Below are 19,756 nucleotides of genomic sequence, written 5' to 3' on the forward strand. Positions count from 1 at the left end.
GGCGGCCGGTTTGCGCCACCCGCAGCCATCGCCGGCGCCGGTTCACCGGTCACATCGGGGCCTAAGTTCAAAATAAGTTCACACAAAAGCGTATGTTTTGCGCGTTCGCCTTTTCGGCGGGGGTTTTCACTTTAGCCTTCCGGCAAGGCTTTCGCTCCCGCCTTTCCGGCGAGACGCGTGACGAGGGCTCACCGATGAGAAAGAACGCGCGCCGCCCGTTGGCAGCCTGGAGAGGCTAACTCACGCCGCACCCTGTAGGACAGCGAATTCTCGCGCGGCTGGCATCGGCCGCCACCGCACGCTATCGGCGTGGCGATGACCACCCTGTCAATCCGCCCCGCGACCGCCGCCGACCTCCCCGACCTCCACGCGCTGATCGAGCGGTCGTATCGTGGCGAAGCGTCGCGCAAGGGCTGGGCGAACGAGGCCGACCTGCTGACCCAGCCGCGAACCGACCGTGCGACGCTCGCGGCGATCATCTCCGATCCCGCGCAGACGATCCTGGTCGGCGAGGATGCTGGCATAATCCGCGCCTGCGTCCAGGTGACGATCAAGGGCGGCGGGCTCGCCTATATCGGCCTGCTCGCGGTCGATCCCGACCTGCAGGCGGGTGGCTTCGGGCGAACGATGCTGACAGCCGCCGAGAACGCTGCAACCGAACGCGGCGCGACGCGGTTCGAGATGACGGTGGTGTCGGTGCGCGACACGCTGATCGCCTATTACGAACGCCGCGGATATTCGGTCACCAGCGAAGTCCGGCCGTTCCCGGAGGACTTGCTCGAAGGCGGGATTTTGCTCGAATTCGCTGTGCTGGCGAAAACGCTATAGCTACACCGACCTTCGCCCGCTCCCCGGCAGAATGCCGATACCGAACGAAGGCAACGCTGCGGGTCGCTTCAGGCGAAGCGTGCTGAGCGACGGCGGCTGGCGGCTCCGATCATACCGAAGCCGGTGATGAACAGCGCCCATGCCGCCGGCTCGGGGACCGCTGCGGCGGGCGTCGTCGCCGACAGGCGGAAATTGGCATCGCAGATTCCGCTCGCGCAGATGCGGTCGCCGAGGTCGCGCGTGGTCACGAGCGCACCCCCGGCATAGGCGTCGCTGCCCAGCGGAACGCCAGTGTAGATGTTGATGTCGGGGCCGTAGACGAAGCCGAGCAGGGCGGAGGTCGTCGAGACCAGCGCGGTATAGCTATGGCCCAGAGCGAGCGTCGTGCCGGTTAGGTCGAAGTCGTACCACGTGCCGACGCGGGTCGCCGGAATGACCGGCAACGTCGCAGTGCGGGTGGCGATGACCGCTCCGGTCAAGCCGGCGCCGTCGCGCAGGGTGAAGGTCAGCGGCGCATAGGGCTGGCCGGGATTGAACGTCTCGAACTGGAAACCGAACGATGTCAGGTCGGTATCGGTCGCGGTGAACGACTGGCCGACAGGACCGTAATACGCAACCTGCAGTGCCCGCTGGCCGCTGCCCGAAATCACCGTGAGGTCGGCCGCAGCCGGCGTGGCTGCGATCGCGGCGACAGCGGCAGCGAGGATGATCATCGTGCGCATTGTTGGTTCCCGTTTGTTAACCAACGTTACCTGACATGCGCAGGTTACCGTCTCGGGACGGCAGCGTTACTCTTTGTGAACAGCCAGACGCGGATCGCGCTCGACAGGTTGGTCGTCCGCGCCTCGTCGATCTCGGCGATCAGTGCGTTGAGCGGGCGGTCCTGCGCCGCCGCGGCAGCGACGAGCGCGGTCCAGAAGACGGGCTCGAGGCTGATCGAGGTGCGGTGCCCGGCTATAGCCACCGAGCGCTTGATCAGCCCCGCCGCCACATCAATACATGTGCTGCCCGCCGTTGATCGACAGCGTCGACCCGGTGACGAATCCGGCGGTGTCGCCGGTCAGGAAGACGACGCCGCGGGCGATCTCGCTCGCCTGGCCGAGCCGCCCGGCAGGGATCTTGGCGACGATCTTCTCGAGAACGTCGGCGGGAACCGCGGCGACCATGTCGGTGTCGATATAGCCCGGCGCGATCGCGTTGACGGTGACGTTGAACTTCGCCCCTTCTTGCGCGAGCGCCTTGGTGAAGCCGTGGATGCCCGATTTGGCGGCGGCGTAATTGACCTGCCCGTACTGCCCGGCCTGGCCGTTGATCGAGCCGATGTTGACGATGCGCCCGAAGCCGCGCTTGCGCATCCCGGGGAACGCCGCTTTCGCCATGTTGAAGCAGCCGCCGAGATTGACGTCGATGACTTCGCGCCACATTTCGTAGGTCATCTTGAGCAGGGTGCCGTCGCGGGTGATCCCGGCGTTGTTGACGATGATGTCGACCTGGCCGTGCTCGGCCTCGACCTTCGCCACCGCGTCGAGGCACGCCTGGTGGTCGGCGACGTTCCACTTGATCGCTTCTATGCCGGTGCGCGCGGTGAACTCGGCCGCCTTCTTGTCGTCGCCGCCGTAATTGGCGATCACGGTGACCCCGGCCTCCTGCAGCGCGAGGCAGATTGCCTCACCAATGCCGCGGGTTCCGCCGGTCACGATTGCTACGCGTGCCATGTTCTCGTCTCTCCCCAGAGGATGCGGTTAACCCTAGGGCGCGGGGACCCACCCGGCAAGTTCGCGACGGACGATCGCGGTAAGCGCGGCGTTGCCGATCGCCCCGGCATTGAGGCACGGGATATAGGCGAAGTCGGTTCCGCCGGCCTCGAGGAAGGTCGCGCGCCCCTCCATCGCGACTTCCTCAAGCGTTTCGAGATTGTCGGCGGAGAAGCCGGGCGACATCACGACGAGCTTACGGATGCCTTGTGCAGGCAATTCGGCGAGGGTGACATCGGTGTACGGCTTGAGCCATTCGGCACGGCCGAGGCGCGACTGGAACGACACGCGCAACGGCGTGGAGATCCGCTCGCCCATCAGCCGCGCAGTCTTGCGGCACTGGCAATGATACGGATCGCCCTTGTCGAGGGTCGATCGCGGCATGCCGTGAAATGAGGTGAGGAGCAGGTCGGGGACGAAGTCGAGACCGGCGACGCCGTCAGCGAACGAGGCGGCGAGCGCGTCGAGGAAGATCGGATCGTCGTGGTACGGCGGCAGCGTCCGCAGCGCCGGCTGCCAGCGCCATTTCATCAGCGTTGCGAACACCTTGTCGTTGACGGTGCCGGTCGTCGCGCTCGAATATTGCGGATACAGCGGCGCGATCAGGATGCGCTCGCACCCCGCATCCTTGAGCGCCTGCAATCGGTCGGGGATCGACGGGGAGCCATAGCGCATCGCCCAGTCGACGATCACGCCGTCGCCGAGTGCCGCCGACAGCGATGCCGCCTGCGCGGTGGTAATGACCCGCAGCGGCGAATCGTTCGCCTCGCGGTCCCAGATCTTCGCGTAATTCGCCGCGGTCCGCTTCGGGCGGGTGACCAGGACGACGCCGCGCAGCAGCGGCTGCCACAGGATCGGCGGCAGCTCGACGACGCGGCGATCCGACAGGAATTCGGCGAGGTAGCGCCGGACCGGCCCGGTCTCGGGCGAGTCGGGGGTGCCGAGGTTGACCAGCAGGACCCCGATCCGGCCAAAGGCGACCGGCGGGTGATCGGGCGGCAGCGAACTCACGCGAACGGCAAGCTGCGCAGGCGTTGGCCGCTGGCGGCGAAGATCGCATTGGCGACGGCAGGGGCGATCGGAGGGGTGCCGGGCTCGCCGACCCCGCCCATCGGCGACGCGCTGCCGGGCTCGCCATTGACGATGATGACCTCGATCGCCGGGGCTTCGGCGAGCATCAGGACCGGATAGCCGTCGAAATTGGTCTGCTCGACCGCGCCGTCGGCGAAGGTGATCTTGCCCTTGAGCGCGGCGCCGAGGCCGTAGGCGATCGCACCCTCGACCTGCGCGCGGACGCCGTCGGGGTTGACCACGGGGCCGCAGTCGATCGCGGCCCAGACGCGGGTAACCCGCGGCGCGGCGTCCTTGGTGCATTCGACTTCGGCGACCTGCGCGACGATCGAGCCAAAGCTTTCGTGGAGCGCGACCCCGCGCCCCGCGGTGGTGCCGGAGGTTGCCGACGCGCTCGACGGCTCGACCTGCCCCAATGGCCCGGCAGCACGGAGTGCGGCGGTGAGGACGGCGGCGTGGCGCGGCTGGTCCTTGAGCATCGCGAGGCGGAACGCGCCCGGATCGGACCCGGCGGCATGGGCGAGTTCGTCGACGAAGCTCTCGACGAAGAACGCGCTGAAGCTGTGACCGACCGACCGCCAGAAGCCGAGCGGCACCGGCGTCAGGACGAGCGCGTGTTCGACGCGGACGTGCGCGAGGTCGTACGGGATCTGCGTCGCGCCATCGACCGCCTCGGCGCTCGCTTTGGGTGCGCCCGCCATCGCCGGCAGGTTGCGAGCAGCGAAGCTCGACGTCACATCGGGGGCGGCGATCCGGCTGTCCCACGCGGCGATCCGGCCGTTCGCCACCGACCCGCGCATCCGGGCGGCGGCGGCGGGGCGGAAGCGGTCCTGCGCTAGGTCCTCGGTACGGCTGTAGATGAGCTGCACCGGGCGTTTGACCGCGCGAGCGATCAGCGCCGCCTGGACCGAGGCGTCGGCCTCGGCCTTGCGCCCGAAACTGCCGCCGATCAGCGTCGGGTGGACGATGATACTGGCCTCGTCGACGCCGAGCGCCTTGGCCAAGCTCCATGTCGTGATCGACAGCGACTGGGTCGGAGCCCAGACCTCGACCTTGTCGCCGTCGACCCGCGCGGTCGCGTTCATCGGCTCGAGCGCGGCGTGGGCGAGGTAGGGGACGGTGTAGTCGGCGGTGATGACGTCGCCCTTCGCGAGCGCGCCCGCCGCGTCGCCGTCGTCGCGGACGGCTTTCGCGGTTCCTGCCAGCGCGCGCCGAGGAGCATCGGACACCCATTGACCCGCGGGCTTCGGTTGCGCGGCAAACACCGGGACGACCGCGTCGAGGGCCTGATTCGCGCCGAACCACGTCGTCGCGACGACCGCGACCCATGTCGGGCCGTGGACGACGTCGATCACGCCCGGCATTGCCTTCGCCTTGGCCCCGTCGGCGCTGACCAGCTTCGGATCGCCCGCCGGGCCCGAGCGGACTGCGGCATAGACCATGCCGGGCACGCGGACATCGATGCCGAAGCGCGCGGTGCCGTCGGTTTTCGCCGGGATGTCGAGGCGCGGGACGGGCTTCCCCATAAGCGTCGACTTGACCCGCAACACCGGCGCCGACGGCGCATCGCTCTGGACGACCTTCCCCGCGATGTCGGCAAAGCGGATGCGGTTCGCCTTGTAAACGACGAAGCCGTTGGCGGTGTCACACTGGCTGGCATCCGCTCCCCACTCGCGTGCGGCGGCACTGCACAACATCTCGCGCGCGGCTGCTCCGGCGAGCCGCATCGGCTTGGCGAAGCCGCGGACCGACGTGCTGCCGCCGGTCATCTGGACGTCGAAATGGTCGATCACCCCGCCGAGCCCCCAGCGCGCGAAGCCGCGCAGCGCCGACGGCATTCCCGCGGTCGCATCGAGCGCCATGCCGCGATTGGCGTAGATCGGGTTCAATGGCGCGGGTTCGACCGACACCGTGTTCCAGTCGGCCCCTAGCTCGTCGGCGACGATCTGCGCCAGCGCGCTCGACACGCCTTGTCCCATTTCGGCCTGCGGGATCGCGACGACGACGCGCCCGTCAGTGCCGATCTTGACGAAGCCGTTGATCACGGTCTCGTCGGGGGCGGCAGCCCAGTTGAGCACCGCCCGCCGCGGCCAGACCGCATAACCGACCGCGAGCCCCGCGACTGCGCCGGTGCCGATGAGGAAGCCGCGCCGGGTCGTCCGCAGCCGCGACTTCGCGGGCGGCAGCGCGGGCTGAGGCGACTGCACGTTCATCTGGCGGCGATAGCGCACCGCAGGTCCCTTGTCGAAGGGTCGTGGTGACGCGCACGGCGCAGCAAAACGCCCGCCGCTCGGTGTCGAGCGACGGGCGTAGCGACCCTCCCCAGGGTAACTGGTCCCGCGACTAGGCGGCGAACTGGTTCATCGTGTTGTGGCTACCGCCTGCCTTGAGCGCGGCCTCACCGGCGAAATATTCCTTGTGGTCGTCGCCGATGTCCGAGCCCGACATGTTCTGGTGCTTGACGCAGGCGATGCCCTGGCGAATTTCGGCGCGTTGGACGTTCTTGACGTAGCCGAGCATCCCCTGGCTGCCGAAGTACTCCTTCGCGAGGTTGTCGGTCGACAGCGCCGCGGTGTGGTAGGTCGGCAGCGTGATGAGGTGGTGGAAGATGCCCGCGCGCTTCGCCGCATCGGCCTGGAAGGTGCGAATTCGCTCGTCGGCCTCGATCGCGAGGTCGGTCGCGTCGTAATCGACGCTCATCAGCCGCGCGCGGTCGTAAGCCGAGACATCGGCACCGGCGGCGGCCCGCGCGTCATAGACCTGCTGGCGGAAGTTGAGCGTCCAGTTGAACGACGGCGAGTTGTTGTAAACGAGCTTGGCGTTCGGGATCACCGCGCGGATGCGGTCGACCATGCCGGCGATCTGCTCAATGTGCGGCTTCTCGGTCTCGATCCACAGCAAGTCGGCACCGTTCTGGAGCGAGGTGATCGAGTCGAGGACGCAGCGATCCTCGCCCGACCCGGCGCGGAACTGGAACAGGTTCGACGGCAGCCGCTTCGGGCGCATCAGCTTGCCGTCGCGGTTGAGGATGACGTCGCCGTTCCGTGCGGTCGAGGCGTCGATCTCCTCACAATCGAGGAAGCTGTTATACTGGTCGCCGAGGTCGCCGGGCTCCGTCGACACCGCGATCTGCTTGGTCAGACCGGCCCCGAGCGAATCGGTGCGGGTGACGATGATGCCGTCCTCGACGCCAAGCTCAAGGAAGGCGTAGCGGCAGGCGCGGACCTTGGCGAGGAAGTCCTCGTGCGGGACTGTGACCTTGCCGTCCTGATGGCCGCACTGCTTCTCGTCCGAGACCTGGTTTTCGATCTGGAGCGCACACGCCCCGGCCTCGATCATCTTCTTGGCGAGCAGGTATGTCGCCTCGGCATTGCCGAAGCCCGCGTCGATGTCGGCGATCACCGGCACGACATGCGTCTGGTAATTCTCGACCGCAGCGAGGAGCTGCTTTTCCTTGAGGACGTCGCCGGCGGCGCGCGCGGCGTCGACGTCGCGGAACATCATGCCGAGCTCGCGCGCATCGGCCTGGCGGAGGAAGGTGTAGAGTTCCTCGATCAGCGCCGGGACGCTGGTCTTCTCGTGCATCGACTGATCGGGCAGCGGACCGAACTCCGACCGCAGCGCCGCGACCATCCAGCCCGACAGGTACAAGTAACGCCGCTCGGTTGACCCAAAGTGCTTCTTGATCGAGATCATCTTTTGCTGGCCGATGAAGCCATGCCAGCAGCCGAGCGACTGGGTGTAGTTCGAAGGGTCGGCGTCGTACGCCGCCATGTCGCGGCGCATGATCGTCGCGGTGTAGCGGGCGATATCGAGGCCGGTCTTGAAGCGATTCTGCAGTCGCATCCTGGCGACGGACTCGGCGTTGATGCCGTCCCAGCTACCCTTCTGGGCACCGATAAGGTGGTTCACCTGGGCGATATGTTCTTGATATGACATCGAAGTGTTGCCCTACGCATGATTGCTCCGAGGCGGTTACGGCGGTGCTGCAGATGCGAAAAGCCCTATCGAAGTTGTGCTGTCACACTTTACAGGCTTCGGTTGTGCTGATGTAAGGATTGCACAACCGGAGGGAAGTCCTGTGTCGAACGACCGCCCTGTTTACATGGGTCCGCGCCTTCGCCGGTTGCGCCGCGACCTTGGCCTGACGCAGGCCAACATGGCGACCGACCTCGACATCTCGCCGTCGTACGTCGCGCTGATCGAACGCAACCAGCGCCCCCTCACCGCCGACATGCTGCTCCGGCTGGCGCGGACGTACCGGCTCGATATGGCGACCCTCGCGAGCGACAATGGCTCGGACACGATCGCCCGGCTGCAAACCGTCCTCAAGGACCCGATGTTCGCCGACGTCGACATGCCGGCGATCGAGACCGCCGACATCGTCAATGGCTTCCCCGGCATCACCGAGGCGTTCCTTCGCCTTTACACCGCGTACCGCGAGGAGCATCTCGCGCTCGCCGATCAAGGTGCCGAAGGGCCGGGCGGAGAGTCGGCGCCTGCCGATCCGGTCGCCGAGGCACGGCGTTTTCTCGCGGCGCGGCGTAACAACTTCCCCGCGATCGACGATGCCGCCGAGGTGCTCGCCGCTGCCGTCGCCGACGCGGGCGGCCTCGTTGCGTATCTGCGCGAGCGCCACAAATTGCGCGTCCGGCGGCTGCCGTCCGACGTCATGGGCGGGGCGATGCGGCGCTTCGACCGGCATCGCGACGAGGTGCTGCTCGACGACACGCTCGACAATGCCAGCCAGACTTTTCAACTCGCGCTCCAGCTTGCCTACCTCGATCTCCGCGGCGTGGTTGACGCGCCGATGGCGGGGAGCCGATTCACAACCGCGAACGGCGAGCGGCTGACGCAGAAGGCGCTGGCGAGCTACGCGGCGGCGGCGATCCTGATGCCGTACACTGCGTTCGCCCGCGCCGCCGAACGCCGCAGTTACGACGTCGAGGCGTTGGCCCGTCAGTTCGGCGCGAGTTTCGAACAGGTCGCGCACCGGCTGACGACGCTGCAGAAGCCAGGCGACAATTATGTGCCGTTCTTCTTCATCCGCGTTGACCCGGCGGGCAATGTCTCGAAGCGGCTCGACGGCGCAGGCTTCCCCTTCGCGCGCCACGGCGGCGGCTGCCCCTTATGGTCTGTCCATCAGGTCTTCCGCCGCCCGCGCGAGATCGTCACGCAATGGATTGAACTGCCCGAGGGCCAGCGCTTCTTCTCGATCGCACGCACCGTTACCGCTGGGGGCGGAGCCTTCGGCGCGGCCCGGGTCGAGCGTGCGATCGCGCTCGGATGCAGCGCCGAGCATGCCGCGAGGCTGATCTACACCCGCGATCCGTTGAGCCCCGGACCCGACACCGCGACGCCGATCGGCGTGACCTGCCACCTGTGCCACCGGACGCATTGCACCGCGCGGTCGGCCCCGCCGATCGGGCGCACTGTCCTGCCCGACGATTTTCGCCGGGCGAGCGCGCCGTTCGGATTTTCGGATATCTGAAGTTATCGGGAGCGCGGGGCAATGGCGGGGCGCGTTACATCGCGACCTCCGCCACCCTCTCCCCAGTACTCCGTGATCCCCGATTGTCAGCCCTGTGGCGCTCCGCTAGGCGAACGTCAACGCTAATCTATCACCTGAAGGGTTTCTTCATGACGCAGCCTTCGCTGGCCGGCATCCGTATCACCGGCGCAATGAAGCCCGGCTTCGAATCGGTCCTTACCGACGATGCACTAACTTTCGTCGCGAACCTCCACCGCCAGTACGAGCCGACTCGGGCTGCGCTGCTCGGCGCCCGAGTCGCGCGGCAGCGGTGGTGGGATGCGGGCAATGCAATCGACTTCGCCCCCGAAACGTCGAGCGTCCGCGCGGGAACATGGAAGGTCGCCGGGTCGCCGCCCGACCTGCAGGACCGGCGCGTCGAGATCACCGGTCCGGTCGACCGCAAGATGGTGATCAACGCGCTGAACTCGGGCGCAAAATGCTTCATGGCTGACTTCGAGGATGCGTCGTCGCCGGTGTGGGAGACGATGGTCGAGGGTCAGATCAACCTGCGCGACGCCGTCGCCGGGACGATCACGCTCGAAGACAAAGGCAAATCGTACAAGCTCAACGACAGCATCGCGACGCTGCTGGTGCGCCCGCGCGGCTGGCATCTGCCCGAAGCGCACATGGTCGTCGACGGTGAACCGGTCGCGGGCGCGCTGTTCGATTTCGGGCTGTACTTCTTCCACAACGCCCGCGCGCTGGTCGCCAAGGGGTCGGGGCCGTATTTCTACCTGCCCAAGCTCGAGCATTATCTCGAGGCACGGCTGTGGAACAATGTCTTCGTCACCGCCCAGTCGGTGATGGGGCTCCCGGTCGGCACGATCAAAGGCACCGTGCTGATCGAGACGCTGCCGGGCGCGTTCATGGCCGACGAGATCCTGTACGAACTGCGCGACCATATCGCCGCGCTCAACTGCGGCCGCTGGGATTATATCTTCAGCTATATCAAGTGCTTCCGCGCCGATTCGGCGCATGTCCTGCCCGACCGCGCGGCGGTCAACATGACCGTGCCGTTCATGCGCGACTATGCGCTCCACGTCATCCGCACCTGCCACAAGCGCGGCGCGCACGCGATGGGCGGGATGAGTGCATTCATCCCGGTCAAGGGCGACGAAGCCGCCAACGACAAGGCGTTCGCCGCGGTCCGCGCCGACAAGGAGCGCGAGGCGGGTTTCGGCCATGACGGCACGTGGGTCGCGCATCCTGGGCTCGTCGGCGTCGCGATGGAGGTGTTCGACAAGGCGATGCCGGGGCCGAACCAGCTCGATGTCATCCCCGAAGGCGTCGCCACGCAGGAAGCGCTGACCACCCCCGCGCCGGGGCCAAAGTCGCTCGCGGGGCTGACCAACAACATCAATGTCGGGATCGGCTATATCGCGTCGTGGCTGCGCGGACAGGGCGCGGCCCCGCTCCACAACATGATGGAGGACGCCGCGACAGCCGAGATCAGCCGCACTCAGGTCTGGCAGTGGCGGACGACCGAGACGCGCCTCGATTCGGGCGAACTCGTCGATGCCGCACTGATCGAGCGCGTCATTACCGAGCAGCTCGACGTGTGGAAGGCGGCGGTGGGGGACAATTTCTACACCGCGGGCAAGTTCGTCGAGGCCGCCGAGGTGTTCCGCGAACTGGCGCTGGCGGACGATCTGGAGGCGTTCCTGACGCTTCCGGCGTACGCGCACTATTTCGCGGCGTAGGCATTCGGCCGTCATCCCGGTTCGCGGGATGACGGCCCTTATCTTAATCCGTGAACGCCTCGACCTCGATGCGCTTGCCGAGCATGAAGGCGTCGGCGATCAACTTGATCGGGGCAATATCGAAGTCGACTTCGCGGCGGGGCACGAGTTCGGCGAAGCGTTTGTAAAGCCCTTCATATTCGGCGTGCTGGTCCTGGTCGTCGGTCTTCGTGCCCGCGATATCGAGCATCGCGCCGCCACCCGACAGCAGCAACGATCCCGCGTCGGTGTCGACCGCGATCTCCCACATCTGGTTCTCGACCTGCCGCCAGTCGAGCTCGACGCTGATCGCCAGCCCGGCGATGTCGGTGAGTTCGAGCATCGCCGCGATCGGCGTCCCGCGATTGGCCGGAAACGACAGGTCGGCCTTGGTGATGAGCAACGCGGCGGGGAGGATTTCGGTCAGCGACGACATCGCGTTGATCCCCGGATCGAACACGCCGAGCCCGCCCGGCTCCCAGATCCACGCCTGCCCCGGGTGCCACTGGCGGACATTCTCCTTCCAGCGGACGCGAACGTTGGTGATGTGCTTATCGGCCAGCCACGCCTTCGCCGGAGCGACGGCGGGGGCGTAACGGGAGTGGTATGTCGCGAACAGCGCGACGTTCTTAGCCGCGGCCAGCCCCGGCAGGTCGGCGATCTCGCTCAGGCTCGCCCCCGGCGGCTTTTCGAGCATGACGTGGAGGCCGTGGTTGAGCGCGGCGCGGACGATCGTGTGCCGATCCTGCGGCGGGGTGCAGATCGTGATCGCCTCGAGCCCCGGAACGCCCGCGACGAGCGCGTCGAGGTCAGGAAAGGTCCGAATACCATCGACCGCGCCCGACCGGTTCGCGGCCCCGACGAGGGTGAAGGCCGGGTTCGCGGCGATCGCGGGTAGATGCTGGTCGTGGGCGATCTTGCCGACGCCGAGAATACCGAGTTTGATCGTCATGGCTGCTCCCGCTGGTGGGTCGTCGAACGATCCGGCACCTACGTCGGTGCCATACCGGAACGCAACCGGCTAAGCGGTTGGCGCGATCGCCGCCGCGCTCAGCCGAGCCCAAGCCGCCGCGCCGCAGCGTCGGCGGTGTCTTCGGGACGCGTGTTGAAGGCGATCACTGCGTTCGACGCGCCTTTGTGGACCGCGTTGACGACAGCCTCGAACAGCAACAGGCTTTTCGGCGGAATGCGCAGACCGCCGCCGATGACGACGCAATCATAAATCGCCGACGCCAGCTGCTTTTCAATCATTGGACCAGCGCTATCGTCGGGACGAACCATGCACGGATCGACCTGCCAGCCGCGCTCCTCGATCTTGCTGATGCCGAGCGCGATGCCAGCCTTGATCTTCTCGGCATCGAAGCCGGGCGGCAGGGCGGGGTCGGAAAAATCGACCGTGTCGGGATCCTGGCCGACGAATAATATGCGCATCATCGTGATCTCCCCGGGTTGGTTGATCCAGCTATGGCCTGTTGAGGTCGCGCGCGACGTGCGGCGACCGCAGGATCGCGTCGATCTTTGCCCCCGCGTCGAAGCTCTCGTCGAGGCGGAAGGTCAGGTCGGGGGTGTACTTCGTCGCCAGCGTCTTGGCGATCTCGCCGCGCAGCCAGCGGCTGTTCTCCTTGAGCGCCGCGAGCACCGCCGCCTCGTCGACTTTTAGCCCTGGGCCGCCGAGCGGGTGAACGAAGACGATCGCCTGCCGCAGGTCGGGAGTGACCCGGACCTCGCTGACCGAGATGATCGTGTTTTCGAGCACTGGGTTGCGGATCTCGCGCCGGGCGAGCAGCGCCGCCATCGCGTGGCGCACCTGCTCGCCGATGCGCAGCAGCCGGACCGATTTGCCCTTCTCGTCTTGTGCGGGTTTCATCGGTCAAGCTTAGCAACAAAGCGCCCCGCGCGCGACCCTTGCGACGCGAGCGCCGCAAGGGTCGCGCGATCAGACGAGTTCGTTTCGCCGGATGAGTTCACGATACCACGCCGCGCTCAGCTTCGGCGTCCGCTTCTGCGTCGCGAAATCGACGTGGTGGATCCCGAAACGCAGCCCATAGCCGTCCGCCCATTCGAAATTGTCCATCAGGCTCCACAGGAAATAGCCCTTGAGCGGATAGCCCTCGACCGCCGCGCGACGGAATTCGGTCAGATAGTTCCGCAGGTACATGATGCGGTCGGAGTCGTAGACGACGCCGTTGGTCACCGGGTCGTCGGCCGAACAGCCGTTCTCGGAGATGTACAGCGCCTTCGGCTTCCACAGTTCGCTGACATTACGGACCGCCCAATAGGCAACCTCGGGGCCGACATATAGCCAAGGCGATGCCATCCGCGGCGACGACTTCAGATGCGGCAGGATCGCATAGCCCTGCGGCGAGTCGTCGGCGCGAACGTAGCTCGGCGCGTAGACGTTGAGCGCGACGAAATCGAGCGGGCTGCCGATCGCCGCCATGTCGCCGGGCTCGACCTTGGGGGCCGCCGCGCCTTGTTCGGCGAGATAGCTGTCGAGGTATTTGCCTTCCATGACCGCAGTCAGGAACATCGCGTTTTCGCGCCGGACCGCGTGCTTTGCCGCCTCGATATGCTCGGGCGTCTCGATCACCGGCACGTAGAAGTTGGTGTTGTCGGCGAGCCCGACCTGCGTCTTCGCGTTGCCGTGCGCCCGGATCGCCTGGACGCCGAGCCCATGCGCCAGCACACCGTGATGCCGGACCTGATTGACCGCTGCCGGTCCGAGCCGCAGCCCCGGGGCGTGCTTGCCTTCCTGATGCCCGAGATCGGTGAAGCAGCGTAATTCGTTGACCGTCATGAAATGGTCGACGCGATCGCATAATTTGCCTGCCGTGAAGCCCGCGTAGTCGGCGAAGGCCAAGGCAGTGTCGCGCGACTGCCATCCGCCCGGAAGCGCCTGCGGCAGGTCCCAGTGGAACATCGTGACGTACGGCGTGATCCCCGCCTCAAGCAGGCCATCGACCACGCGATTATAATAATCGACGCCCTTCGGATTGGGGCTACCACGGCCGTCGGGGAAAATCCGCGACCACGCGATCGACAGGCGATACGCCTTGACGCCGAGCGCCTTGAGCAGACCGATGTCCTCGCGGTAGCGGTGATAACTGTCGCAGGCGACGTCGCCGGTATCGTTGTTCGCGACGCGCCCCGGGGTGTGCGAGAACACATCCCAGTTGGTCGCGCCGCGCCCGTCTTCCGCAACCGCGCCTTCGATCTGGTAGCTCGCGGTCGCGCAGCCCCAGACGAATCCGTCGGGAAATTTCAGGTCAGCGGGGCGCGGTGGCGCGGCGAGCGCCGGGGTTGCGGCGGCGGCGGCGAGCGCGCCTCCAGCGGTGAATCCGGCCTTCATGACGTCGCGGCGGTGCATGTCAGTCCTCCCAAGTTGGCGGCGTCGAGCGCTCGCTTCGTCGTTCGATCGGTCGTATGCCCTCAGCGGCTGATCCGCTGGAGAATTTGTGCGCGCAAGCGGCGAGCTTCGCGGTCATCGGGTTCGGCGAGCGGCCCCTGTACGTGTGGCGGCAAGTGGGCACGCGCCAGCTCCGCCGAGCCGAAGACGTAATAGTCGAACAACGACTTCCACGCCTGTTTCTCGGCGAGCGGACGGTTGCGCAGCGACAACATCGCATGGAGCAAAGTCGTCATCGGATTGTCCATGAACGGCTGGGCGTCGTTCCACCAATAATTGACCAGCACGTTAAACGGGTCGAGCGCCTCGACCTGATGCCACCACAATGCCGGGTAGATCAGTACATCGCCCGGCCCGAGGTCGGCGACCTGCGCCGCTGCCAGTGCGTCGCGAAAGCCGGGGTGCTGGTCGAAGTCGGGGGCGTCGAAGTCGACCATGCTGACGATCTGGCCCCCGGGGGTCGGCTCGATTGGCCCGGGGTAGAGGTTTGCCGCCTGGTCGGGCGGGAACAGGCTAAAGCGCCGCCGTCCCGCCGCGCAGACGGCGATGTTGTTCGACATGTCCCAATGCGCCGACGCGATCGTCCGATTGCCGATCCAGATGCTCGCCATCGGCTCGTGGGCGTCGAGCGTCGCGCTGGCAAACGGCAGCGGGTTGTCGTTGCCGAAACCCGGAAGATAGGCGGCGATGTCGGTCGAGCCGATGTACATCGACGGTGCCCCGGGATCGTCGAGGTGCATGCGAATACGGTTGAGGTAGTCCCCTAGACCGGTTCGCTCTCGGGCGAAGTTGAAGCCGTCGAGCGCGGCGTTGTAGAAGAACCGCCCTCCGATCGACGGCGCGCCGGTGTAGCCGACAACCTGCGCCGGTCCGGCGAAGGTCGACAGATATTCAATAGCGGCACCCGCCGACTCCCTGCCGCGTTGGACGAGCGGCCATGCCTCGGCCAGTCCCCTCACAATTGACGGATAAGGCGACGCCAGCAGCGCGTCGATGCCATCGCCCTCAAGCGTCGATGCCTCGACAACGCGGGTACGGCGGGCGATCGTGATCATCCGGCTCGCTTGGCATTCTTGAGCGCGATCAGCCGCGACACGTTGCCGAGCGACGAGGCGATGTGCACGGCGGCGGCGAGGAGACCCTGACGGTGCAGGCTTTCAAGCGCCGCGCCGCTGAGCCGGGCGAGCGCCTCGATGCCGACCGTATGGAAGTCGACGAGATCGTAGCGCAACGTCTCGTCGAGCTGGATCTCGATGCGGACCGGCTCGATCAGCCCCGCGTCGGCCAGCGCCCCGAACATCGCGGACTGCGCGAGATAGCCGGTATGGATGACCTGGAGGGCGTCCTGTATCCGCTCGAGGTACGGGGCGTTTCCACCGTGCGGCAGAAATAATGGCTCCCCCGCTGGCGTGACGCTGCCGTCGCGCACGATCCGCTGGTGGGCGAGATCGATATGGACCATTGGCTCGCGCTGACCATCCGGTCCGGTATGAACGCCGATCGAAAATGGGCCGCGGTCGAGCAGGGCGGGGATGTAGCGTGCGATCCAGCGGTCGCCGTCGAGGAATAGATTTTCGTAGCGGTCGAGTCCGAGCAGCGCGAGCGCTTCCCAAGCCCCGTCGGGCGTGCGGTGAAGGACGATCGGAAAATCGCGCTGGACCGCCTCGAACTCGGTTGGGAAGACGGGGATCTGGTTGACCGCATCGCCCCACTCGGCACCACGCGCGGTGATCACCCGAAGCCCGGCGTGATCGATGTTGTTGAGCCTGACGATGTTGGTCATGGGGCCCGGGGCGGTTGTGGGGCTGGTCGTCGTGGTCATTGCGACGGCAATCTCTCCGATGGGTCGCTCGCCGACGCCAGGTCCCAAGAATGACCCGGAAGCTGCTTTTGCACAACGTGGAGCAAAGCGCGCGGGGCCGCGATTGCTCGCGACCCCGTCACTCTGGCCGTTAGAAGCGGTAGCGGGCACCCAGCAGGAAGCGGCGCTGGCCTTCCTGGACGAGCCAGATTTCGTTCGGCGAGCGAGCGTAGGTCTTTACGCCTTCCTTGTTGAGGTTGATCGCTTCGAGCGACACCGCGATGTGCGGGGTGATGTCGTAGCTGAGGTTGAAGTCGAGCTGACCGTAAGGCGCGGTGAACTCGGGGTTGTGGTAGGCGTCGCGGTTGAGACCCGACAGGTACCGATCCCGCCAGTTGTAGCTCAACCGGGCCGAGACGCCGTTCTTGTCGTAGATCAGTGTCGCGTTGAACGTATCGCTCAGGCCGAGCAGCGCGAACTGATCGACGTTCGGATCGGCGGCGATGTTGATGCCGACGTTACCACGAACGAGGGTGTACGCCGCTGCGACGCCGATGCCGCTGTTGCCGAAGAAGTACTGACCAGCAACCTCGACACCATAGACTTCGGCGTCCTTATTGTTGACCGGCGTATTGACGTTGAACTGGAACAGCGGGTCGTTGGGATCGGCGACAATGTCGACGGCACCGATGATCTGGTCGACGAACGCCTGGTTGAGCGCCCGCGCCCCGACGTTGTAGTTGGCGAGGAAGGCCGCGTTGGCCGCAGCGGCGTTGCCGTTGTTCTGCTGGAGCAGCGCGGTGTAGGTGAACAGGTTGACGTCGGTAACATCGGCACCAATCGTCGTCAGTGCGGCTTTCGCAGTGCCTGAGCGGCTGCCGGCAGCGCCCGAGCTCGGATCGCGAAGTCCGAAGAGGTTCTTCTTGACGACGGAGTTACCGATAAAGTTGTGCACCCGCTTATCGAAGAAGCCGATCGACACATAGCTGTCGGGCTTGAAGTACCATTCGAGCGACAGGTCGAAGTTGTCGGAGGTCAGCGGCTGGAGGTTGGCATCGTTCGCCGTTCCAGTGGCCTGACCGCCGACTGCGGTCGCGTCGTTCGGCTGGCCGGCCGAACCCGATGCGAACAGATTGCCGTAGCTCGGACGTGAAATCGTCTTGCTGAACGAGAAGCGGCTGATCAGGTTGCGCTTGATCTCGAACTGGAAGTCCATCGACGGCAGCAGGTTGTTGTACCGACCCGATGCAGCGACCGGCTGATAGTTGGGCGAGACATCGACGATGAAGTCGTTGTCCGACTGCCAGCGAATGTCGAGCGGCACGGCCTGAAGCGAATTCGACCGGACCCGCGTGCTTTCGAACCGCGCACCGGTGACGAGGCTGGCGGCGTGGTCGCCGATCTCACCCTTCCAGGTGAACTGGCCGTAAGCTGCCCAGATGTCCTCCTTGACCCGATCGTCGACGAAAGCATTGATTGGGTTCGGATTGCCGTGCGCCAGATAATAGCTCGAGAGCGCATTGTATAATTTTGTCGCGTCTTCTGTCCGGAACGCGGTCAGGCCATCGCCGGTTGCCTTGGGGTTGTTGTCGGCAAAGCGGCAAACGAGGCAGAATGCCTGAACCTGGCCGGGTGCAATCGCGTTGACGTCGCGCGGATTAACGTTGCCCCAGTCGCCGAGCGTTTGCTGATATTGCGTCTGCGTCGAGCGAGTCTTGGTCGTGCGGTAATCGCCGCCGAAATCGAGTCGGCTGCCCCCGCCGATATCCCAGCCTGCATCGAGCCGGAGTTCCTTGATGTCCTGCGACAGGGTGGTCGCGACCTGACGGGCGACCTGGCTGCCGAGGTCGCCGGTGTCGAGCACGCCGTTGCCGTTACCCTTGATCACCGGATGCGATGCGGTCGCCGTCGCCGGATCGGCGAACACGACCGTCTGGACCGGGAAGCCGTTGCTATAATCGACCGAGTGCGATGCGAGCGTCGGCGAGCTGATCGACACGAGTGTCGAGCTCATTCCGTTGGGATTGTCCGGCGTGCTCTTCGATTGGCCGATATGGCCATCGAGGACGAGGTGGAAGGTATCGGTGACGTCCCACTTCGCCTTGGCACCAAAGTCGTACAGCGCCTCCTTCTGGGCGCGATACTGCTGCTCGAAACCGGCGTCCTTGGTCTCGCCCGAGATGACCTCGTGGAGGAAGGTCGTCGTCGCAACCGAGTGACCGCTGTCAAAGGTAACCTGGTCGAACGGACGGTTGAACCAGTTCGACTGATCCGACCGGCGTTCCTTCTGGATGTTCTGCGCGTAGAGGCCGTCGACGCTGAGGTCGAGCCTGTCGCTCGGCTTGAACTCGATCGTTCCCTGACCGTTGATCCGTTCGCGCGTGCCTTCGCCGAAGTGGTAGCGCAGGTCGTTCGGACGAGCGACGAGCGAATTCGGGTCGGTTGGTGCGTTGGTGATCTTGGTGGCGGCATTGACGTTGCCGCTCGCGGGATCGATGAACTGCGAATAGGTGGTGATATTCCAGCCGTTCGACGTCGCGCTGATGTTGCTGAAGTTGCGCTTCTGATAGCTGCCGAACACTGAAACGCCGAACGTCCCGGCTTCGTTGGTCCAGCCGCCGACGCCCGAGAACTCCGGAGTGACATGCGAGCCGCAGCTGATGCAGTCGTCGCTGCTCATGTCGTATGTCGCCTTGCCGCCGATCGACCCGGTGAAGCCGCTTTCGCGAGCATCGAGCGGGGTGCGGGTGACGACGTTGATGGTTGCGCCGATGCCGCCCGACGGGATTGCGGCGCGGCCGGTCTTGTAGACTTCGAGCGTCTTGACGCCTTCCGCAGCGAGGTTCGAGAAGTCGAACGAGCGGCTGGTGTTGCGCGAGAAGTCGGCGCTTTCGTCGCCGCCGACGGTCTGCTGCGAGGTGGCGGCGAGCTGGCGGCCGTTGAGCGTGACGAGGTTATACTGCGGCCCGAAACCGCGAACGGTGACTTCGGCGCCTTCGCCGCTGCGCCGGCTGATCGAGACGCCGGTGATGCGCTGAAGCGATTCGGCGAGGTTGGTGTCGGGGAATTTGCCGATGTCCTCGGACGAAATTGCGTCGACAATGCCGGTCGACTCGCGCTTGATCGCGATCGACCGCTCGAGCGAGGCGCGGATGCCGGTGACGATGATTTCGTCCGCCGCCGGAGCAACGCCCGGGACGACCGTGGGACCAGGCTGAGCATTCGTGGCTTCTGCACCCGCCGACGGGGCATTGGTCGCTTGCGCGGATAGATGCGCCGGCAGTGTCAGACATGCCGCGATTGCGATCGTCGATGACGAACGAACAAGATTAGTCGCGTAGATTCGGATATTCATATCAACTCCCCCTAGAGCGGCGCATTGCGTGGCCAGCTATTCTTGATGGGAGCGGTAACATACCGGTTGGGGGTGTCAATCGAGAATGGCGATCGTTGCGCATAGCTGCACTTTGACGCTCTGATTCAATCCCAAGCGTGGTAAAAATATCGCATACGGGTTCAAAGCGCGGTTTGACGAACCCTGAAGCGCGGAAATGCAAATCGTTCGAAATGCCGCAGCGCGGGATAAAAGTCGTATGGCGATAGCGCTACCCACGACGCGTCTATATCCACTACGCTCGATGTATC

The 19,756-nt window shown here is 65.7% G+C and carries 16 protein-coding genes; 3 read left to right on the top strand and 13 right to left on the bottom strand.

What is annotated here, in order from left to right; translation table 11 throughout:
* Positions 1 to 315 precede the first annotated feature (315 nt).
* Complete coding sequence (locus KZX46_RS07750; protein ID WP_219776117.1) at positions 316 to 828, top strand: GNAT family N-acetyltransferase; 513 nt, start codon at positions 316 to 318, stop codon at positions 826 to 828.
* 68 nt (positions 829 to 896) lie between these two features.
* On the opposite strand, the gene KZX46_RS07755 is transcribed toward KZX46_RS07750, so the two are convergent.
* From KZX46_RS07755 to KZX46_RS07780, 6 genes are all read right to left on the bottom strand, one after another.
* Positions 897 to 1,550 (bottom strand): PEPxxWA-CTERM sorting domain-containing protein, encoded by a 654-nt coding sequence (locus tag KZX46_RS07755; RefSeq protein ID WP_226896167.1) that lies wholly within the window; start codon positions 1,548 to 1,550, stop codon positions 897 to 899.
* 44 nt (positions 1,551 to 1,594) lie between these two features.
* Positions 1,595 to 1,819 carry a ribbon-helix-helix domain-containing protein gene (locus KZX46_RS07760; RefSeq protein ID WP_226896168.1) on the bottom strand — a complete coding sequence of 75 codons (225 nt, stop codon included), beginning with the start codon at positions 1,817 to 1,819 and terminating at the stop codon, positions 1,595 to 1,597.
* A 1-nt stretch (position 1,820) separates the two neighbouring features.
* On the bottom strand, positions 1,821 to 2,543 hold the full coding sequence (phbB, locus tag KZX46_RS07765) for an acetoacetyl-CoA reductase (RefSeq protein WP_219776118.1): 723 nt from the start codon (positions 2,541 to 2,543) through the stop codon (positions 1,821 to 1,823).
* Between the two features lie 33 nt (positions 2,544 to 2,576).
* Positions 2,577 to 3,593 carry a ferrochelatase gene (gene hemH / locus KZX46_RS07770; protein WP_219776119.1) on the bottom strand — a complete coding sequence of 339 codons (1,017 nt, stop codon included), beginning with the start codon at positions 3,591 to 3,593 and terminating at the stop codon, positions 2,577 to 2,579.
* On the bottom strand, positions 3,590 to 5,884 hold the full coding sequence (locus KZX46_RS07775; protein WP_219776120.1) for a molybdopterin cofactor-binding domain-containing protein: 2,295 nt from the start codon (positions 5,882 to 5,884) through the stop codon (positions 3,590 to 3,592). Before KZX46_RS07775 ends, hemH begins: the two co-directional genes overlap by 4 nt.
* A 112-nt stretch (positions 5,885 to 5,996) precedes the next feature.
* Positions 5,997 to 7,592 (bottom strand): isocitrate lyase, encoded by a 1,596-nt coding sequence (locus KZX46_RS07780; protein WP_219776121.1) that lies wholly within the window; start codon positions 7,590 to 7,592, stop codon positions 5,997 to 5,999.
* A 142-nt stretch (positions 7,593 to 7,734) separates the two neighbouring features.
* On the opposite strand from KZX46_RS07780, the gene KZX46_RS07785 reads away from it, so the two are divergent.
* Positions 7,735 to 9,144 carry a short-chain fatty acyl-CoA regulator family protein gene (locus KZX46_RS07785; RefSeq protein ID WP_219776122.1) on the top strand — a complete coding sequence of 470 codons (1,410 nt, stop codon included), beginning with the start codon at positions 7,735 to 7,737 and terminating at the stop codon, positions 9,142 to 9,144.
* Positions 9,145 to 9,293: 149 nt separating this feature from the next.
* The gene (gene aceB / locus KZX46_RS07790) at positions 9,294 to 10,886 is read left to right on the top strand and encodes a malate synthase A (RefSeq protein ID WP_219776123.1); all 1,593 of its coding nucleotides are present in this window, start codon (positions 9,294 to 9,296) and stop codon (positions 10,884 to 10,886) included.
* A 43-nt stretch (positions 10,887 to 10,929) separates the two neighbouring features.
* On the opposite strand, the gene KZX46_RS07795 is transcribed toward aceB, so the two are convergent.
* From KZX46_RS07795 to KZX46_RS07825, 7 genes are all read right to left on the bottom strand, one after another.
* On the bottom strand, positions 10,930 to 11,856 hold the full coding sequence (locus KZX46_RS07795; protein WP_219776124.1) for a Gfo/Idh/MocA family protein: 927 nt from the start codon (positions 11,854 to 11,856) through the stop codon (positions 10,930 to 10,932).
* A gap of 98 nt (positions 11,857 to 11,954) precedes the next feature.
* The gene (locus KZX46_RS07800; RefSeq protein WP_219776125.1) at positions 11,955 to 12,338 is read right to left on the bottom strand and encodes a hypothetical protein; all 384 of its coding nucleotides are present in this window, start codon (positions 12,336 to 12,338) and stop codon (positions 11,955 to 11,957) included.
* A 28-nt stretch (positions 12,339 to 12,366) separates the two neighbouring features.
* On the bottom strand, positions 12,367 to 12,771 hold the full coding sequence (gene rbfA, locus KZX46_RS07805) for a 30S ribosome-binding factor RbfA (RefSeq protein WP_219776126.1): 405 nt from the start codon (positions 12,769 to 12,771) through the stop codon (positions 12,367 to 12,369).
* A 69-nt stretch (positions 12,772 to 12,840) separates the two neighbouring features.
* The gene (locus KZX46_RS07810) at positions 12,841 to 14,271 is read right to left on the bottom strand and encodes a GH1 family beta-glucosidase (RefSeq protein WP_219776127.1); all 1,431 of its coding nucleotides are present in this window, start codon (positions 14,269 to 14,271) and stop codon (positions 12,841 to 12,843) included.
* Between the two features lie 62 nt (positions 14,272 to 14,333).
* Positions 14,334 to 15,365 (bottom strand): cupin-like domain-containing protein, encoded by a 1,032-nt coding sequence (locus tag KZX46_RS07815; protein ID WP_219776128.1) that lies wholly within the window; start codon positions 15,363 to 15,365, stop codon positions 14,334 to 14,336.
* Complete coding sequence (locus KZX46_RS07820; RefSeq protein ID WP_226896169.1) at positions 15,362 to 16,132, bottom strand: SapC family protein; 771 nt, start codon at positions 16,130 to 16,132, stop codon at positions 15,362 to 15,364. Before KZX46_RS07820 ends, KZX46_RS07815 begins: the two co-directional genes overlap by 4 nt.
* A 130-nt stretch (positions 16,133 to 16,262) precedes the next feature.
* A complete protein-coding gene (locus KZX46_RS07825; RefSeq protein ID WP_219776129.1) occupies positions 16,263 to 19,466 on the bottom strand; it encodes a TonB-dependent receptor in 3,204 nt (1,067 codons plus the stop codon).
* Positions 19,467 to 19,756 lie beyond the last annotated feature (290 nt).

Origin of the sequence: Polymorphobacter sp. PAMC 29334, assembly GCF_019431245.1 — a bacterium.
Classification (GTDB): Bacteria; Pseudomonadota; Alphaproteobacteria; order Sphingomonadales; family Sphingomonadaceae; genus Polymorphobacter_B; species Polymorphobacter_B megasporae.

Excerpts from the sequence above, each read along its gene's own strand:
- KZX46_RS07750 (WP_219776117.1), top strand. The coding sequence starts at position 316 with ATGACCACCCTGTCAATCCGCCCCGCGACCGCCGCCGACCTCCCCGAC.
- KZX46_RS07755 (WP_226896167.1), bottom strand. The coding sequence starts at position 1,550 with ATGCGCACGATGATCATCCTCGCTGCCGCTGTCGCCGCGATCGCAGCC.
- phbB (WP_219776118.1), bottom strand. The coding sequence starts at position 2,543 with ATGGCACGCGTAGCAATCGTGACCGGCGGAACCCGCGGCATTGGTGAG.
- KZX46_RS07780 (WP_219776121.1), bottom strand. The coding sequence starts at position 7,592 with ATGTCATATCAAGAACATATCGCCCAGGTGAACCACCTTATCGGTGCC.
- aceB (WP_219776123.1), top strand. The coding sequence starts at position 9,294 with ATGACGCAGCCTTCGCTGGCCGGCATCCGTATCACCGGCGCAATGAAG.
- KZX46_RS07795 (WP_219776124.1), bottom strand. The coding sequence starts at position 11,856 with ATGACGATCAAACTCGGTATTCTCGGCGTCGGCAAGATCGCCCACGAC.
- KZX46_RS07800 (WP_219776125.1), bottom strand. The coding sequence starts at position 12,338 with ATGATGCGCATATTATTCGTCGGCCAGGATCCCGACACGGTCGATTTT.
- rbfA (WP_219776126.1), bottom strand. The coding sequence starts at position 12,771 with ATGAAACCCGCACAAGACGAGAAGGGCAAATCGGTCCGGCTGCTGCGC.
- KZX46_RS07810 (WP_219776127.1), bottom strand. The coding sequence starts at position 14,271 with ATGCACCGCCGCGACGTCATGAAGGCCGGATTCACCGCTGGAGGCGCG.
- KZX46_RS07815 (WP_219776128.1), bottom strand. The coding sequence starts at position 15,365 with ATGATCACGATCGCCCGCCGTACCCGCGTTGTCGAGGCATCGACGCTT.
- KZX46_RS07820 (WP_226896169.1), bottom strand. The coding sequence starts at position 16,132 with ATGACCACGACGACCAGCCCCACAACCGCCCCGGGCCCCATGACCAAC.
- KZX46_RS07825 (WP_219776129.1), bottom strand. The coding sequence starts at position 19,466 with ATGAATATCCGAATCTACGCGACTAATCTTGTTCGTTCGTCATCGACG.